Raw genomic sequence first — 14,632 nt, 5'->3', positions numbered from 1 at the left:
GCCTAGTGGTTCCTGCTCAAGCCTGCCACGGGGGCGCTCCGGCCGGCAGGCTTGGAAGCCCTGGCCCCGGTATCCGCCTGCTTCTGCGCCACGGGCAGCCGGGACAGGATGCCGCGCAGGACGCTGTGTGCCGTTTCCCCGGCGCCCGCCGCCTTCCGGTCCAGGATGATCCGGTGCGCCAGGACAGCTTCGGCAACATCCACAACGTCGTCCGGCAGGACGAAATCGCGGCCGTCCAGTGCCGCCGTCGCCTTTGCGGCGCGCAGCAGCTGCAGCATGGAGCGGGGGCTGGCGCCGAGGCGGAGAAGGGGGCTTTCCCGGGTGGCCCGGCCCACGGACACGGTATATTCCTTGACCGCCTGCGAGACGTAGACCTGCTGGACGGTGGCGATCATGGCAGCCACGTCAGCTGTGCTCACCACCGGCGACACTTTGGCCAGCGGGGACGCCGACTGGTGGGTCTCGAGCATCTCGATCTCTGCCTCCTTGTCCGGGTAGCCCATGGAGATCCGCGCCATAAAGCGGTCCCGCTGGGCCTCGGGCAGGGGATACGTTCCCTCCATCTCGATGGGATTCTGCGTCGCCACCACCATGAACGGCTCGTCCAGCCGGTAGGAATTGCCGTCCACCGTCACCTGGTGCTCCTCCATGCACTCGAGCAGCGCCGACTGCGTCTTCGCTGACGCCCGGTTGATCTCGTCGCCAATCACAATATTCGCGAAGACCGCCCCGGGCCGGAACTCAAAGAGCCTGGAGGACTGGTTGTAGATGGACACGCCCGTTACGTCGGAAGGAAGCAGGTCCGGGGTGAACTGGATCCGGTTGACAGTGCAGTCGATGGTCCGCGCCAGCGTTTTTGCCAGGAGCGTCTTGCCCACGCCCGGCACGTCCTCCAGCAGCAGGTGGCCCTGGGCGAGCAGTACCGTCAATGCGAGCTTTGCGGCGTCCGATTTGCCGTCAATCACCGTGTTAACAGTGGTCAGGATCCGCTGGCTTGCATCGTGGAACGACGGGGCATCCATGGCAGCGGTCCGGTGGCCGTTCAGGTGGCTGACCGGCTCTGCGACTCCCGCCAGATTGCGATTCGCAGCGCTCACATCGTTGGCAGTGCGTCGGTGGGATTCCATCGGCAACCTTTCAGCCCGGGTACTCCTGGGCGGGACAGCTGGCCCTGCCTTCGCCCGTCGGTGGGCGTCCGCATGTGTTCGTACCAGACTACTAACACAACTGCCGCAGCAGACAGAGAGTTCCAACAAATATGGGGCCCCACTGTCGGTTTAGGCTTGATGGATGTGTAATCCGCTGATCCCCGCCGCGTACCGTGCTCCCGGCGCCGCAAGTGCGCCGGATTCCGGAAGTTCCCGGCAGCGGGATTTCCCCCCCGCTCCCGAGCCCTTGCCGGTGCCCGTCATGGACAACCACACGCACCTCGACTTTCCCGACGGACAGGCGCCGGTGGGGATCAAGGAAGCACTTGACGCCGCTGCGGCGGTAGGTGTCCAGGGTGCCGTGCAGGTGGGCTGCGACCTGGAATCATCCCGGTTCACGGTCCAGGCGGTGGACCTCGATGAGCGGTTGCTGGGGGCCGTGGCGCTCCACCCCAACGATGCTCCCCGCTACGCCGCACGGGGCCAATTGGAAGAGGCACTGGCGGAAATCGAGCAACTGGCCGCGCATCCCCGGATCCGCGCCATCGGCGAAACCGGCCTCGATTTCTTCCGCACCGAGGGAGAGGGCCTGGCCCACCAGCGCCATTCCTTCCGCCGCCATATCGACATCGCCAAGCGGCTGGACCTGACCCTGCAGATTCATGACCGCGAAGCCCACAGCGACGTGGTGCAGGTCCTCAAGGAGGAAGGAGCCCCGGAACGGGTGGTCTTCCATTGTTTTTCCGGCGATGAGGAACTGGCTGCCACCTGCAACCGGGAAGGCTGGTATATGTCTTTTGCCGGGACCCTGACATTCAAGAACGCGGCGAACCTGCGGGCCGCGCTCGCGGCCGCCGACCCCGGGCTCCTCCTGGTGGAAACGGACGCCCCGTTCCTGACTCCGCATCCCCACCGGGGGAAGCCCAACGCCAGCTACATGGTTCCCTACACCGTCCGCGCCATGGCGGAATTGACAAACCGGGACCTTGCCGGGATGTGTGCCGGAATCAGCGAAAATACCGTGCGCGCTTACGGAAAATGGGATTAAGAACACGTCACCGGGACCAGGCGAACAGAATACCTGGTATGCAAATTTCTTGGCGGCTTTATAACGCTACGGTTACAGTGGAAAACTATTAGCCGGGGTCGGGGAAGGCCACCGGGTAAATTCACCCTTTCTGCAGCAGGATCTGCCGGGCTTCTCCCGGCCTGTCCGCTGCGCAGGGTGTGGCGGCGCAACGGTGCCCGGACTACTCCTCTTTGAGGCGGTGCCCGGGCATTTTATTGCGCTCTCCCCGTGCCCGGACGGAGCTAAAGTTACGGGCAATCGTGGTCAAGTTCTTCACAACGGACGGCAAGTTCAGCTTTTTCAAGGTTGGAACCCAGCTCCTGGTGCTGTGTGCGCTGGTGGTCGGGCTCGTAGCCTTCGTGGGCAATAACAAAACCATCACGCTCAATGTTGATGGCAAGGTAACTTCCGTCCAAACCTTCGGTGGCACAGTGGGGCAGGTGGTCAAAAGCGCCAACCTCGAGCTGAAGCCGGCGGACCGGGTTTCCCCGGCCATCGACTCCACCGTCCAGAACGGCACGGTCATCAACGTCAACCAGGCCAAGGAAGTCAAAGTCAGCCTTGACGGCGCCGAAAAAACGGTGAACACCACCGCCCAGGACGTTGAAGGACTCGTCACCGAACTCGGTGTCGCAAGCGCCTCGTCCGTCTCGGTCCCCAAGGACGCCCAGCTCGCAGTGGCAGGCTCCTTCGTTTCGATCTCCACCCCCAAGTCCGTGAGCATCGTCGCCGACGGCAAGGTCCAGACCGCCACCACCACCGCCGCTACCGTGGGCAACGTCCTGGAAGACGCCGGCCTGACCCTCGGAGCCAATGACCGGTCATCCCAGCCGGCCAACGCCCACGTGGTCAACAACATGGTGATCAAGGTTTCCCGTGTGGACACCGGCCAGACCGCCGTGACCACCGAGGACGTCCCCTTCAAGACCGAAACCGTCGAAAGCGCCGAGCTTTTGAAAGGTGAAAAAGAAGTCACCCAGGCCGGATCCGCCGGCAAGCTGGAGAAAACCTTCAAGCTGGTCCTGGTGGACGGCCGCGAAGCGTCCCGCACCCTGGTCACCGAGTCCGTCACTGCACAGCCCGTGACCGAGAAGATCACGGTGGGCACCAAGCCCAAGCCGGTGGCCCAGGCCGCCCCCGCGCCCGCCGCCCCCACTGCCGGTGCCAACACCGGTGCCGCCGCCCCGGCCATGATGAACGAGGCCATGTGGGACAAGATCGCCCAGTGCGAATCAGGCGGAAACTGGTCCATCAACACCGGTAACGGCTACTACGGCGGCCTCCAGTTCGACATCCAGACCTGGATCGGATCAGGCGGCGGCGCGTACGCCCCGAACGCCAGCCTCGCCTCCAAGGCCCAGCAGATCGACATCGCCAACCGCGTCTACGCACAGCGCGGCCTGCAGCCCTGGGGTTGCGGATGGGCTGCCAGCAGCTGACGCAAGGCACAACTGAACCACATCGATTGACGGCCGGGCCCGGATCTTCCGGGCCCGGCCGCGGCCTTTAACCGCGCATTGGCCGGGCGGGGCGGCAGCGGCATGCGGGATAGGATACCTAGGTGACTGAACCCATCCCCGCCGCGCCCGCACCTCTGTTTGGTGCCTCCGACATACGCCGGCTGGCGGAAGAGATCGGTATCCGCCCCACCAAGACCCTGGGCCAGAACTTTGTGATCGACGGCAACACCATCCGCAGGATCGTGGCCGCTGCCGGTGTTGGACCGGAGGAGACCGTGCTGGAAGTCGGTCCCGGCCTCGGGTCGCTGACGCTGGGCCTGCTGGACGCGGCCGCCGCAGTGGTGGCCGTGGAGATCGACCCCGTACTGGCAGCGAAGCTCCCGGAAACCGTCAAGGAATGGCGCCCGGCCGCCGTCGGAAGCTTCCATCTGGTCCAGGCGGACGCGATGAAGGTTACCGGACTTCCAGTCCAGCCCACCGCGCTGGTGGCCAACCTGCCGTACAACGTGGCCGTGCCCGTGGTGCTGCACCTCCTGCAGCATTTCCCCAGCCTTCAACACGGCCTGGTAATGGTCCAGGACGAAGTAGCTGACCGGCTGGCAGCCGTGCCGGGGTCCAAGATCTACGGCGTTCCGTCCGTGAAAGCCGCCTGGTACAGCCACATGCGCAAAGCCGGCGTCATCGGCATGAACGTCTTCTGGCCCGCACCCAAGATCCACTCCGGGCTGGTGTCCTTCACCCGGCATGAGCCGCCCGCCACCACCGCCACCCGCGAGCAGGTCTTCGCCGTGGTGGACGCCGCCTTCGCGCAGCGCCGCAAGACCCTCCGCGCAGCCCTTGCCGGCTGGGCCGGCAGCGCCCCGGAGGCGGAGCGCTGCCTCGTTGCTGCCGGCGTCGATCCCACCGCCCGTGGTGAAGTGATCGACATTGCAGACTTTGCGAGGATCGCCGAAGCACGCGAGGCCCGCCCGTGAACGCCCTCCCGGGACGTTTCGCCGCCAGGACGGTCCGGGCCAAGGCGCCCGGAAAGGTCAATGTCTCCCTGGACGTCGGTCCGCTCCGGCCGGACGGCTACCATTCGGTGGCCAGCGTCTACCTCGCCGTGTCCCTGTACGAGGAGGTCACGGCCACCAGCACCGAAACGCCGGGGATCACCGTCAGCCTCAGCCCGGACAGCACACTTGACCTGGACGCCGTCCACATCCCCCTGGACCAGAACAACCTGGCGTACAAGGCGGCGGCCATTATGGCCGACGTCTCCGAGCGCACAACAGGAGTCCATCTGGAGATCACCAAACGCGTGCCGGTGGCAGGCGGCATGGGCGGCGGCTCAGCGGACGCGGCCGCGACGCTCCTGGCCTGCGACGCACTCTGGAACAGCGGCCTCTCCCGCGAGGAACTCGCCCACCTGGCCGGTGAGCTCGGCGCCGACGTCCCCTTCTCCCTGCTGGGCGGAACCGCCGTGGGCCTTGGGGTGGGCGACGAACTTTCCCCCGCCCTGGCCAAGGCGCAGACGGACTGGGTCCTGGTCACGGCGGACTACGGACTTCCCACGCCGGAGGTGTACCGGACCTTGGACCGGCTGCGGGCGGCGGAAGGCATCGACGGGGCCGAACCCACCGGCGTGGATCCGCAGGTCCTCACCGCCCTCCGCAGCGGGGACGCGGAAGCGCTGAGCCGGGTCCTGGTGAACGACCTCCAGCGGGCCGCCATCGAACTGGCCCCCTCATTGCGCGATACGCTGGGAATCGGCGAAGCGCACGGTGCCGTTGCGGGCATCGTCTCAGGCTCGGGCCCCACCGTGGCGCTGCTGGCCGATGATCCCGTCGCCGCCGAGGGCCTGGCGGAAAACCTGCGGCGCTACGGCCTGACGGCCCTCGCCGTGCATGGCCCCGTTCCCGGGGCGCGCATCATCTCTGACACCCATCTCTAAGACGTACAGTTCCCGGCAGCAGAAAGCAGTTCCCTTTGGCACACCTTCTTGGCGGCGAGAACCTCACCGTCGCTTACGCAACCCGCACCGTCCTGGACGGCATCACCCTCGGGCTTGAGGAGGGCGACCGCATTGGCATGGTGGGACGGAACGGCGACGGCAAGTCCACCCTGATGCGCCTGCTGGCGCTGCGGTCCACCCCCGACTCCGGCAGGGTCACCAAGCGCGGCGATGTCAACGTGGGGTACCTGGACCAAAGCGACGTGCTCGACGGCGACCTGACGGTGGGTGCCGCTATCGTGGGTGACCAGGCGGATTACGAATGGGCACGGAACCCGCAGATCCGCGAGATCATGGGCGGGCTGGTCTCGGATGTCGACTGGCACGCCAACGTCCACGCCCTGTCCGGCGGGCAGAAGCGCCGCGTGGCACTGGCCAAGCTCCTGATTGAGGACCATGACGTCATCATGCTGGACGAGCCCACCAACCACCTGGACGTGGAAGGCGTTGCCTGGCTGTCCCGGCACCTGAAGACGCGGTGGCGGGCGAACCAGGGGGCTTTCCTGGTGGTCACCCACGACCGCTGGTTCCTGGACGAGGTCTGCAACAAGACCTGGGAAGTCCATGACGGCGTCGTGGACCCCTTCGAAGGCGGTTACGCGGCCTACGTGCTGGCCCGCGCCGAGCGGGACCGCGCGGCCTCGGTTATGGAAAGCAAGCGCCAGCAGCTGGTCAAGAAGGAACTCGCATGGCTGCGCCGTGGTGCCCCGGCGCGGACTGCCAAGCCGAAGTTCCGGATTGAAGCGGCGAACGCCCTCATCGCCGATGTCCCTGAGCCCAGGGACTCCACCGCACTGAGCAAGATGGCCACCGCCCGCCTCGGCAAGGACGTGCTGGACCTGGAGAACGTCTCGCTGGACTTCCTCGGCGGCAGCGAAGGGCAAAAACTCTTTGACAACATCACCCTCCGCCTCGCTCCGGGCGAGCGGCTGGGGCTGGTGGGTGTCAATGGTGCAGGCAAGACCACACTGCTGAAACTGCTCAACGGCCAGATCGAGCCGACGTCCGGCAAACTCAAGCGCGGCAAGACCGTGGTCACCGCGGTGCTGACCCAGGAGGTCAAAGAGCTCGACGACGTCTCGGACCTGCGCGTGATCGAGGTGATCGAGCGGGAGAAGCGATCCTTCAACGTGGGCGGCAAGGAGTTTTCCGCGGGCCAGCTCGTGGAGCAGCTGGGCTTCACCAACGAGAAGCAGTGGACCCCGGTCAAGGACCTCTCCGGCGGTGAGCGGCGCCGCCTCCAGCTGCTGCGGCTGCTGGTAGGGGAGCCGAACGTGCTGATGCTTGATGAGCCCACCAACGACCTCGACACCGACACCTTGGCCGCCGTGGAGGACGTCCTGGACGGCTGGCCGGGAACACTTGTTGTGGTGAGCCACGACCGCTACCTGCTGGAGCGGGTCACCGACCACCAGATGGCCCTGCTCGGCGACGGCAAGATCCGCGCCCTGCCCCGCGGCGTGGACCAGTACCTGGAGCTCAGGGAAGCCACCCTGGCCGGATCAACCATCACCGGCGGCGGCAACCCCGTCACCGGCGGAGGCTCCGGAACGGCCGCCGCAGCCCCCGCAGGGCCTTCCGAAGCACAAAAACGCGACGCCCGGAAAGCACTGAACCGAATCGAGCGCCAGCTCAACAAGCTGGAACAGCAGGAAAAGAAGCTCCACGACCAGATGGTGAAGAGCACGGAGCAGTCCGATTTCGACGCCCTGGCCGAACAAAACAGGCAGCTCAAGGACCTCGCCGACGAAAAGGACGCCCTCGAACTCGAATGGCTGGAAGCCTCCGAGGTCCTGGGCGAATAGGCCGCCAGGGGTGCCGTGTCGCGCAGCGCCCCGAACCCGTGGCAAAATAGGGACTTGTGCCCGGGGCTTAGGCCCCTCGGCACGGTCCGCTCTGGTGTAACGGCAGCACCCCGGCCTTTGGAGCCGTGGAGTATAGGTTCGAATCCTATGGGCGGAACTGCTGTGCCAGGAGCTTCAGTAGCATGACCATCGGTGCCCCCGCCGGCTGGAGGCCGGCGGGCACCCGCAAGCGCCAGCGTAACCAAGCAAGGAGAGCCCGTACGTGATCCCCGAGAACACCGGTCCGGCCGCAGTCATCGTTCTGGCGGCAGGCGCCGGTACCCGGATGAAATCGCGTACCCCCAAGATCCTGCATGAGATCGGCGGCCGGTCCATGGTGGGCCACGCCCTCCTGGCCGCCCGCAGCATCAACCCTCGCCAGCTTGCCGTGGTGGTCCGCCATGAACGCGACCTGGTGGCACGCCACCTCGCGGACGCCGATCCGGCCGCCGTCATTGTGGACCAGGACGAGATCCCCGGCACCGGCCGTGCGGTGGAGGTGGCCCTGCAGGCCCTCGACGCCGGGCAGAGCCTCACCGGAACCGTGGTGGTGACCTACGGCGATGTGCCGCTTCTCTCCGGCGCCCTGCTGGCCGAGCTCGTCGCCACCCATGAACGCGACGCCAACGCCGTCACCGTCCTCACCGCGGTCCTGGACGACGCCACCGGCTACGGCCGGATCCTGCGCGGCGAAGACGGCACCGTCACCGGCATCCGCGAACACAAGGACGCCTCCGACGCCGAGCGCCTTATCCGCGAAGTCAACTCCGGGATCTACGCCTTCGACGCCGCCGTCCTCCGCGACGCGCTGGCCCACGTCACCACGGACAACTCGCAGGGTGAAAAGTACCTCACCGATGTCCTGGCCCTGGCCCGGGAGGCCGGCGGCCGCGTGGCCGCCGTAGTCACGGCGGACCGCTGGCAGGTGGAAGGCGCGAACGACCGCGTCCAGCTCGCCGCCCTCGGCGCCGAACTGAACCGCCGCGTGGTGGAAGGCTGGATGCGTGCCGGCGTCACCGTGGTGGACCCGTCCACCACCTGGATCGATTCCACCGTGACCCTGGACGAAGACGTCCGGCTCCTGCCCAACACCCAGCTGCACGGCACCACGAACGTCGCCAGGGACGCCGTCGTGGGTCCGGACACCACCCTGACCGACGTCACGGTGGGTGAGGGAGCAAAGGTGGTCCGCACCCACGGTTCCGGCGCGGTCATCGGCCCGGACGCCGCCGTCGGTCCCTTTACGTACCTGCGTCCCGGAACGGTCCTGGGCGAAAGCGGCAAAATCGGCGCGTTCTACGAGACCAAGAACGTCACCATCGGCCGTGGTTCCAAGCTGTCCCACCTCGGCTACGCCGGCGACGCCGAGATCGGCGAGGACACCAACATCGGCTGCGGAAACATCACTGCCAATTACGACGGCGAGAAGAAGCACCGCACGGTCATCGGCTCAGGCGTCAGGACCGGCTCCAATACAGTCTTTGTTGCCCCGGTCACCGTGGGGGACGGCGCCTACAGCGGCGCCGGCGCGGTGATCCGCAAGGACGTTCCGGCGGGCGCGCTCGCCCTGACGGTTGCGGCGCAGCGCAACACCGAGGGCTGGGTCCCGGCCAACCGGCCCGGAACCCGCTCCGCCGAACTGGCCCAGGCAGCCACCACAAATTCCTCAAGTACCCCGGCATCTACAGAAGAGGGCAAGCAATAATGAGCGAAATTACGGCGCGCGGCGAAAAGAAGCTGGTGCTGGCCACCGGCCGTGCCCACCCCGAGCTGGCCCGGGAGATCGCCAAGGAGCTGGGCACTGAGCTGCTGCCGGTGGACGCCTACGACTTCGCCAACGGCGAGATCTACGTGCGCGCCGGTGAAAGCGTCCGCGGAACCGACGCCTTCGTTATCCAGGCGCACCCGGCCCCGCTGAACAACTGGCTGATGGAACAGCTGATCATGATCGACTCGCTGAAGCGGGCCTCCGCCAAGCGCATCACCGTTGTTTCCCCCTTCTACCCGTACGCCCGGCAGGACAAAAAGGGCCGCGGCCGCGAGCCCATCTCGGCCCGCCTGGTCGCGGACCTGTACAAGACCGCCGGTGCGGACCGCATCATGAGCGTGGACCTGCACACCTCCCAGATCCAGGGCTTCTTCGACGGCCCCGTGGACCACCTGATGGCCATTCCGCTGCTGGCCGACTACATCCGCACCCGCGTGGATGCCGAGAACATCACCGTGGTTTCGCCGGACACGGGCCGCGTCCGCGTGGCCGAGCAGTGGGCTGAGCGCCTGGGCGGCGCCCCGCTGGCGTTCGTGCACAAGAGCCGGGACCTGACCGTCCCCAACCAGGCCGTTTCCAAGACCGTGGTGGGCCAGATCGAAGGCCGCACCTGCGTCCTGATCGACGACATGATCGACACCGGCGGAACCATTTCCGGCGCGGTCAACGTGCTGAAGAACGCCGGAGCGAAGGACGTCATCATCGCGGCCACGCACGCGGTCTTCTCCGAGCCCGCCGCCCAGCGGCTTTCGGAGTCCGGCGCCCGTGAGGTAGTGGTCACCAACACCCTCCCGCTCTCCTCCGCGCAGCGATTCCCGCAGCTGACGGTGCTGTCCATCGCGCCGCTGATCGCCCGCGCCGTCCGCGAAGTGTTCGACGACGGCTCCGTCACCAGCCTGTTCGACGGCAAAGCCTGACGGCCCCGTCGGTGGTCGAGCTTGTCGAAACCCTGCTCAACCACCGGCACCGGCCCGGGCCCGTTTTCAGGAATCGTGTCCGGCACTGGTAGACTCTTCAGCGATACCTTGGCGAGGGAGAGCGCCGGTAACCGCATGTGCGGGCACCGGACCGCAGTCTCCGTTATCGACTGGGTCTGAATCTCCCTTCGAAGTGGGCCGCCTCCGGGCCGCCTGGCGTTGAAGGTCGCAACAGACCTCCGCCCTTGCTGAACACCGTTTAGTTTTCAAGGAGATATCCATGTCTGAGCAGAAGCTCGCAGCAGAAGTACGCACCGAATTCGGCAAGGGCTACGCCCGCCGCGCCCGGATGAACAACCAGATCCCCGCAGTCATCTACGGCCACGGCGCAGAGCCCATCCACATCACCCTCCCGGCCAAGGCAACCACCCTGGCTGTCCGCACCGCCAACGCCCTGCTGTCCCTGGACATCAACGGCGAAGGCCACCTGGCCCTGGTGAAGGACGTCCAGCGCGACCCGATCAAGCAGATCATCGAGCACATCGACCTGCTGACCGTCCGCCAGGGCGAAAAGGTTACCGTTGACATCCCCGTCCACCTTGTTGGCGAAGTTGCCCCCGGCAATGCCTACAACCAGGAACTGACCGTCATCTCGCTCGAGGCCGAGGCAACCCACCTGCCCACCGCCGTCGAGGTCAGCATCGAAGGCCGCACTGCCGGACAGCACATCCACGCTTCCGACCTGGTCCTGCCCAAGGGCGCTGTCCTGCTGGCAGACGCCGACGCACTCGTTGTGAACATCTCCGAGGCCACGGAGTCCGCCGAGGAAGGCACCGAGGAATCTGCCGAAGGCGCTTCCGCGGCTGCAGCCGAGTAATTTCAGCTGATCTGCAGTGGCCGGACCCCCAGGGGTCCGGCCACTGTCGTCTGCGCCCGACTCGCCGCGCCTCCCAACACTCCACTTTAGGATTGACCCATGACTGACACCTGGCTGATCGTCGGCCTCGGAAACCCCGGCGCCCAGTATCAAGGCAACCGGCATAACGTCGGCCAGATGGTGCTTGACGAACTCGCAGGCCGGGTGGGGGCCGGGTTCAAGACCCACAAGGCGCGTGCCCAGGTGGTGGAGGGACGGCTTGGCATCGGGGGGCCGCGGGTGGTGCTGGCCAAACCCATGAGCTACATGAACGTCTCCGGCGGCCCGGTGGCGGCCCTGGCAAACTTCTACGGCATCGGACCGGACTGCGTGGTGGCCGTCCACGACGAAATCGACATCCCCTTCAACACGGTCAAGCTCAAGCTGGGCGGAGGCGAGGGCGGCCATAATGGCCTGCGGGACATCTCCAAGGCGCTCGGCACCAAGGACTACCTCCGGGTCCGGGTGGGAGTGGGCCGCCCGCCGGGACGGATGGACACCGCCGACTTCGTGCTGCGCGATTTCGGTACTGCCGAGCTCAAAGAGTTGCCCTTCCTCCTCGACGAGGCCGCTGATGCCGTGGAGTTGCTGGTGCGGGACGGGCTGCTGCAGGCGCAGCAGAAATTCCATCCTGCCAAGTCCGGGCAATAACAACACAAAAAACTTAAAGTCGCCCGAACCTGTTTCCTTGTCTGTCCCACGAGGTACTCTGTCTCCAAGGCGGGGGAGCAATGGGGCTACATCCCGCTATCAGGGGACGTAGGGGATAAGTTCATGTCAATCGAGCCACTCAGCTGGGGACGTGGGTCAACACCTCCGGGCGCTGGGCTGCAGAAGGAAACCTCCGGGGTACCCGAGGGGCAGCATTGGTCTGCCCCGGCCCGCAGCGCAAACCTTGAATCCGTCCGGGCAGCGCTGACCAACGAAAATTCCCTCGGCGTTGTGATCACCGGTGGCCGCGGCGTGGGGAAGTCGTCACTGGCCCGGGCTGCCGTGGCTGACCTTGGTCCCGATGCCTGGTCGCTCCAACTCCGCAGCGGTCCGGCCGGCGCCAACACGCCCTACGGTTGTCTCTCCTTCCTGCTGGCCCGCCTCCCACAGGCCTACATGGGCTCACCCACGGCCATCCTGCGCGGCATCACGTCGCTGATCCGGAGCGATGCCGGCGGACGGCCCTGCGTCATCACCCTTGATACCTCCGGAAGCATCGACGACATGAGCGCCGGGGTGCTCCTGAACGTACTCCTGACCGGCACCGCCAGGATCATCGCCGTCGCACCGAAGATCAGCGACCTTCCGCCCGACTTCCACTGGCTGCTCACGGACCGGCGCCTCACCGAGGTCCGGCTCAGCAACCTGAACGAGCTGCAGACCCGGCAGGTGCTGTTGTCCCTGCTGGGCCACCGGGTCTCCGCCTCGTTGGTCAACACCTACCACCACATGGTGGGCGGCAACCCGCTGCTGCTGAAGGCACTGGTCACCGAGCAAAAACTCTCGGGAAACCTGGTCCTGTCCGACTCCGTCTGGACCCTCCGCGACAAAGTGGTGCTCGACGGCGCCGCCAGCCTTGATGACATCGTCCGCTCGCGCTGGTCCAGGGAGACTCCGGAAACGCGGGAAGTCATCGAAATGCTCTCCTGTGCCCGGCGGGTGGAACTCTCCAGGCTCACGGCCATCTACAGTTCCGACGTAGTGGCCGACATGGAGGACGCGGGCCTGCTGGAGATCGACGACTCCGACCACCGCTGGGTGTCCCTGCGGGAGAAATACATCGGCGATGTGGTGCGCTCCTGGTTGAGCATCGCCCGGCGGCGCGAGCTCCGCAGCGGGCTGCTCGGCGGGACGGAACCCGATCCGGCGGAAATGACGGTCGATGAGCTGATGGCCTTCGCCGCCTGGACCCATGAATGCGAAGCCGAGCTCAGCCCTGCCCTTGCCCTCGCCGCCGCCGAAGCTGCCGTCCAGCTTTTTGACCCCCGCTACGCCCTGGCCTACGCGGACATGCTCAAGAGGACAGACACGCAGTGGGTGCCGGCCCAGCGTCACAAAGCCGCGGCATACCTTCAGCTCGACCTCCCCGTCCAGGCCCTGGCAGCCCTGGATGACATCTCGCAGCCCGAACTGGAGAGCGTGGGCGTCGAAGAATACGCACGGGTTGTCGCGGCCAAGGCCCGCGTTATGCTGTGGCTGCCGGAGCACGCAGGCAAGGTTCCTGCCCTTCTTGCCGACGCCCGGGAAAGGCTGGATTCGGCCGGGAGCCAGGCTGCCTGGCCGCATCCGACGGTATGCGCAGCAAACCGGGTAGCGCTGAGCGGATTCGAATACCGTGCCTTCGCCGGTGACTATGCCGCCATGATTCCGGAGCTCGAAGCCGCAGCGGATCCGGCCCGCAATCCGGACATGTCCTACCGGATGCAGGCGTCCGTCATCCTGATGACTGCGCTGTCCCTGACAGGCCGGGAAATGGATGCGTTGAGCCTGATGCGGCGGCTGGGCGGGCAGATCACGGATGCATCACACGTGGTGGGCCTGCGCGAGCAGTACACCAGGGAGGCGTTCGTGGTGCTGCTGATGGCCGGGCAGTGGCGGCGCTGCATCGATCTCGTCGGCCCGCATGTCGACGGCGAATCAGACCGGATGCCTTACCGGAGCGCTGCCTCGGAACTTGGCGCAGGCCTTGCCTATGTCTACTCCGGCCGTGGCGGCGCTGCCCTGGATCCGCTGATTTCGGCGGTGGCCCAGCTGGAACTCCAGCCTGCCCAGGCCGCCCTTCGCACGGCGTATGCGGCAACGGCCCTGGCATACGCCCAGACGGGCAACGCGCCACAGGCGCGCAAGTACCTGGCAAAGCTGCAAAGGACCACCGGTAAATCCAGTTTCGCGGCCGAGAACGTTATTGAGTTCTGTGCCCTGGTTGCCGGGCGCTGGCTGGGTGACTCCGAATCGGTTGCCGGACTCAAGCAGTCTGCCCAACGGAACATCAAAGCAGGCTCCTACACCCTGGCAGGGATCAGCCTTCTCGCTGCGACGGTCAACGGCAGTGATGCCGACTTCCGCCTGCTGGAGGACATCGCGAGCCACCGCCAGGGCCCATTGGCAGAAGTCTCCCGGCTCATTGCGGTGGGCAGCAGGACCAAGGACGCCAAGACCCTACTCGCGGCCGGCGAACTGGCGGCCACGCTGGAACTGGACGCCGTGGAGGCCCGCTGCATGGCGCTGGCCGTGGACTTCGCCCGGCAGGACGGGGATGCGGTCTCGGCCCGGACCGCCCAGGCCCGGCTGGACATCCTCGCTGCCACCGTAGCTAATCTGCCCATCGTGCCCAGCAGCGGCAGCCCGCTGCTTACCGCCCGGGAGCGCCAGATCGCGCGGCTCGCCGGCCGGGGCGCCTCAAACCGTGATATTGCCCTGGAAATGGGCGTATCAGTCCGGACAGTTGAAGGCCACCTGTACCAGGTCTTCACCAAGCTCGGCGTAACTTCCAGGGGTGATCTGACTGGACTCGTCTAACGGCCAC

Annotated in this window: 11 protein-coding genes and 1 tRNA gene; 11 read left to right on the top strand and 1 reads right to left on the bottom strand. The window is 66.4% G+C overall.

Annotated elements, in window-relative coordinates; genetic code table 11:
- Positions 1–2 precede the first annotated feature (2 nt).
- Entirely contained in the window at positions 3–1,127 is a 1,125-nt protein-coding gene (locus ARTSIC4J27_RS14270; RefSeq protein ID WP_050055851.1) for an AAA family ATPase, read from the bottom strand.
- A 163-nt stretch (positions 1,128–1,290) separates the two neighbouring features.
- On the opposite strand from ARTSIC4J27_RS14270, the gene ARTSIC4J27_RS14265 reads away from it, so the two are divergent.
- The 11 genes from ARTSIC4J27_RS14265 (at position 1,291) to ARTSIC4J27_RS14215 (ending at position 14,625) form a co-directional block, all read left to right on the top strand.
- Complete coding sequence (locus ARTSIC4J27_RS14265; protein ID WP_050055850.1) at positions 1,291–2,196, top strand: TatD family hydrolase; 906 nt, start codon at positions 1,291–1,293, stop codon at positions 2,194–2,196.
- Between the two features lie 281 nt (positions 2,197–2,477).
- On the top strand, positions 2,478–3,656 hold the full coding sequence (locus ARTSIC4J27_RS14260; protein WP_050055849.1) for a resuscitation-promoting factor: 1,179 nt from the start codon (positions 2,478–2,480) through the stop codon (positions 3,654–3,656).
- A 122-nt stretch (positions 3,657–3,778) separates the two neighbouring features.
- Positions 3,779–4,651, top strand: coding sequence for a 16S rRNA (adenine(1518)-N(6)/adenine(1519)-N(6))-dimethyltransferase RsmA (gene rsmA / locus ARTSIC4J27_RS14255; protein WP_050055848.1), 873 nt, complete (start codon positions 3,779–3,781; stop codon positions 4,649–4,651).
- Positions 4,648–5,610, top strand: a complete 963-nt coding sequence (locus ARTSIC4J27_RS14250) for a 4-(cytidine 5'-diphospho)-2-C-methyl-D-erythritol kinase (RefSeq protein WP_050055847.1) — start codon at positions 4,648–4,650, stop codon at positions 5,608–5,610. Before rsmA ends, ARTSIC4J27_RS14250 begins: the two co-directional genes overlap by 4 nt.
- 35 nt (positions 5,611–5,645) lie before the next feature.
- The gene (locus ARTSIC4J27_RS14245) at positions 5,646–7,475 is read left to right on the top strand and encodes an ABC-F family ATP-binding cassette domain-containing protein (RefSeq protein WP_050055846.1); all 1,830 of its coding nucleotides are present in this window, start codon (positions 5,646–5,648) and stop codon (positions 7,473–7,475) included.
- Between the two features lie 85 nt (positions 7,476–7,560).
- A tRNA-Gln gene (locus tag ARTSIC4J27_RS14240) sits at positions 7,561–7,632 on the top strand.
- Between the two features lie 105 nt (positions 7,633–7,737).
- Positions 7,738–9,219: a bifunctional UDP-N-acetylglucosamine diphosphorylase/glucosamine-1-phosphate N-acetyltransferase GlmU gene (glmU, locus tag ARTSIC4J27_RS14235; RefSeq protein WP_050055845.1), complete on the top strand. Its 1,482-nt coding sequence runs from the start codon at positions 7,738–7,740 to the stop codon at positions 9,217–9,219.
- Complete coding sequence (locus ARTSIC4J27_RS14230) at positions 9,219–10,199, top strand: ribose-phosphate diphosphokinase (RefSeq protein ID WP_050055844.1); 981 nt, start codon at positions 9,219–9,221, stop codon at positions 10,197–10,199. Before glmU ends, ARTSIC4J27_RS14230 begins: the two co-directional genes overlap by 1 nt.
- 280 nt (positions 10,200–10,479) lie before the next feature.
- On the top strand, positions 10,480–11,076 hold the full coding sequence (locus tag ARTSIC4J27_RS14225; protein WP_050055843.1) for a 50S ribosomal protein L25/general stress protein Ctc: 597 nt from the start codon (positions 10,480–10,482) through the stop codon (positions 11,074–11,076).
- A gap of 99 nt (positions 11,077–11,175) precedes the next feature.
- Entirely contained in the window at positions 11,176–11,766 is a 591-nt protein-coding gene (gene pth, locus ARTSIC4J27_RS14220; RefSeq protein ID WP_050055842.1) for an aminoacyl-tRNA hydrolase, read from the top strand.
- Between the two features lie 123 nt (positions 11,767–11,889).
- Positions 11,890–14,625 carry a helix-turn-helix transcriptional regulator gene (locus tag ARTSIC4J27_RS14215; protein ID WP_050055841.1) on the top strand — a complete coding sequence of 912 codons (2,736 nt, stop codon included), beginning with the start codon at positions 11,890–11,892 and terminating at the stop codon, positions 14,623–14,625.
- Positions 14,626–14,632 lie beyond the last annotated feature (7 nt).

Origin of the sequence: Pseudarthrobacter siccitolerans, assembly GCF_001046895.1 — a bacterium.
GTDB classification, from domain to species: domain Bacteria; phylum Actinomycetota; class Actinomycetes; order Actinomycetales; family Micrococcaceae; genus Arthrobacter; species Arthrobacter siccitolerans.
This window is presented reverse-complemented; position numbering and strand designations above follow the sequence as displayed.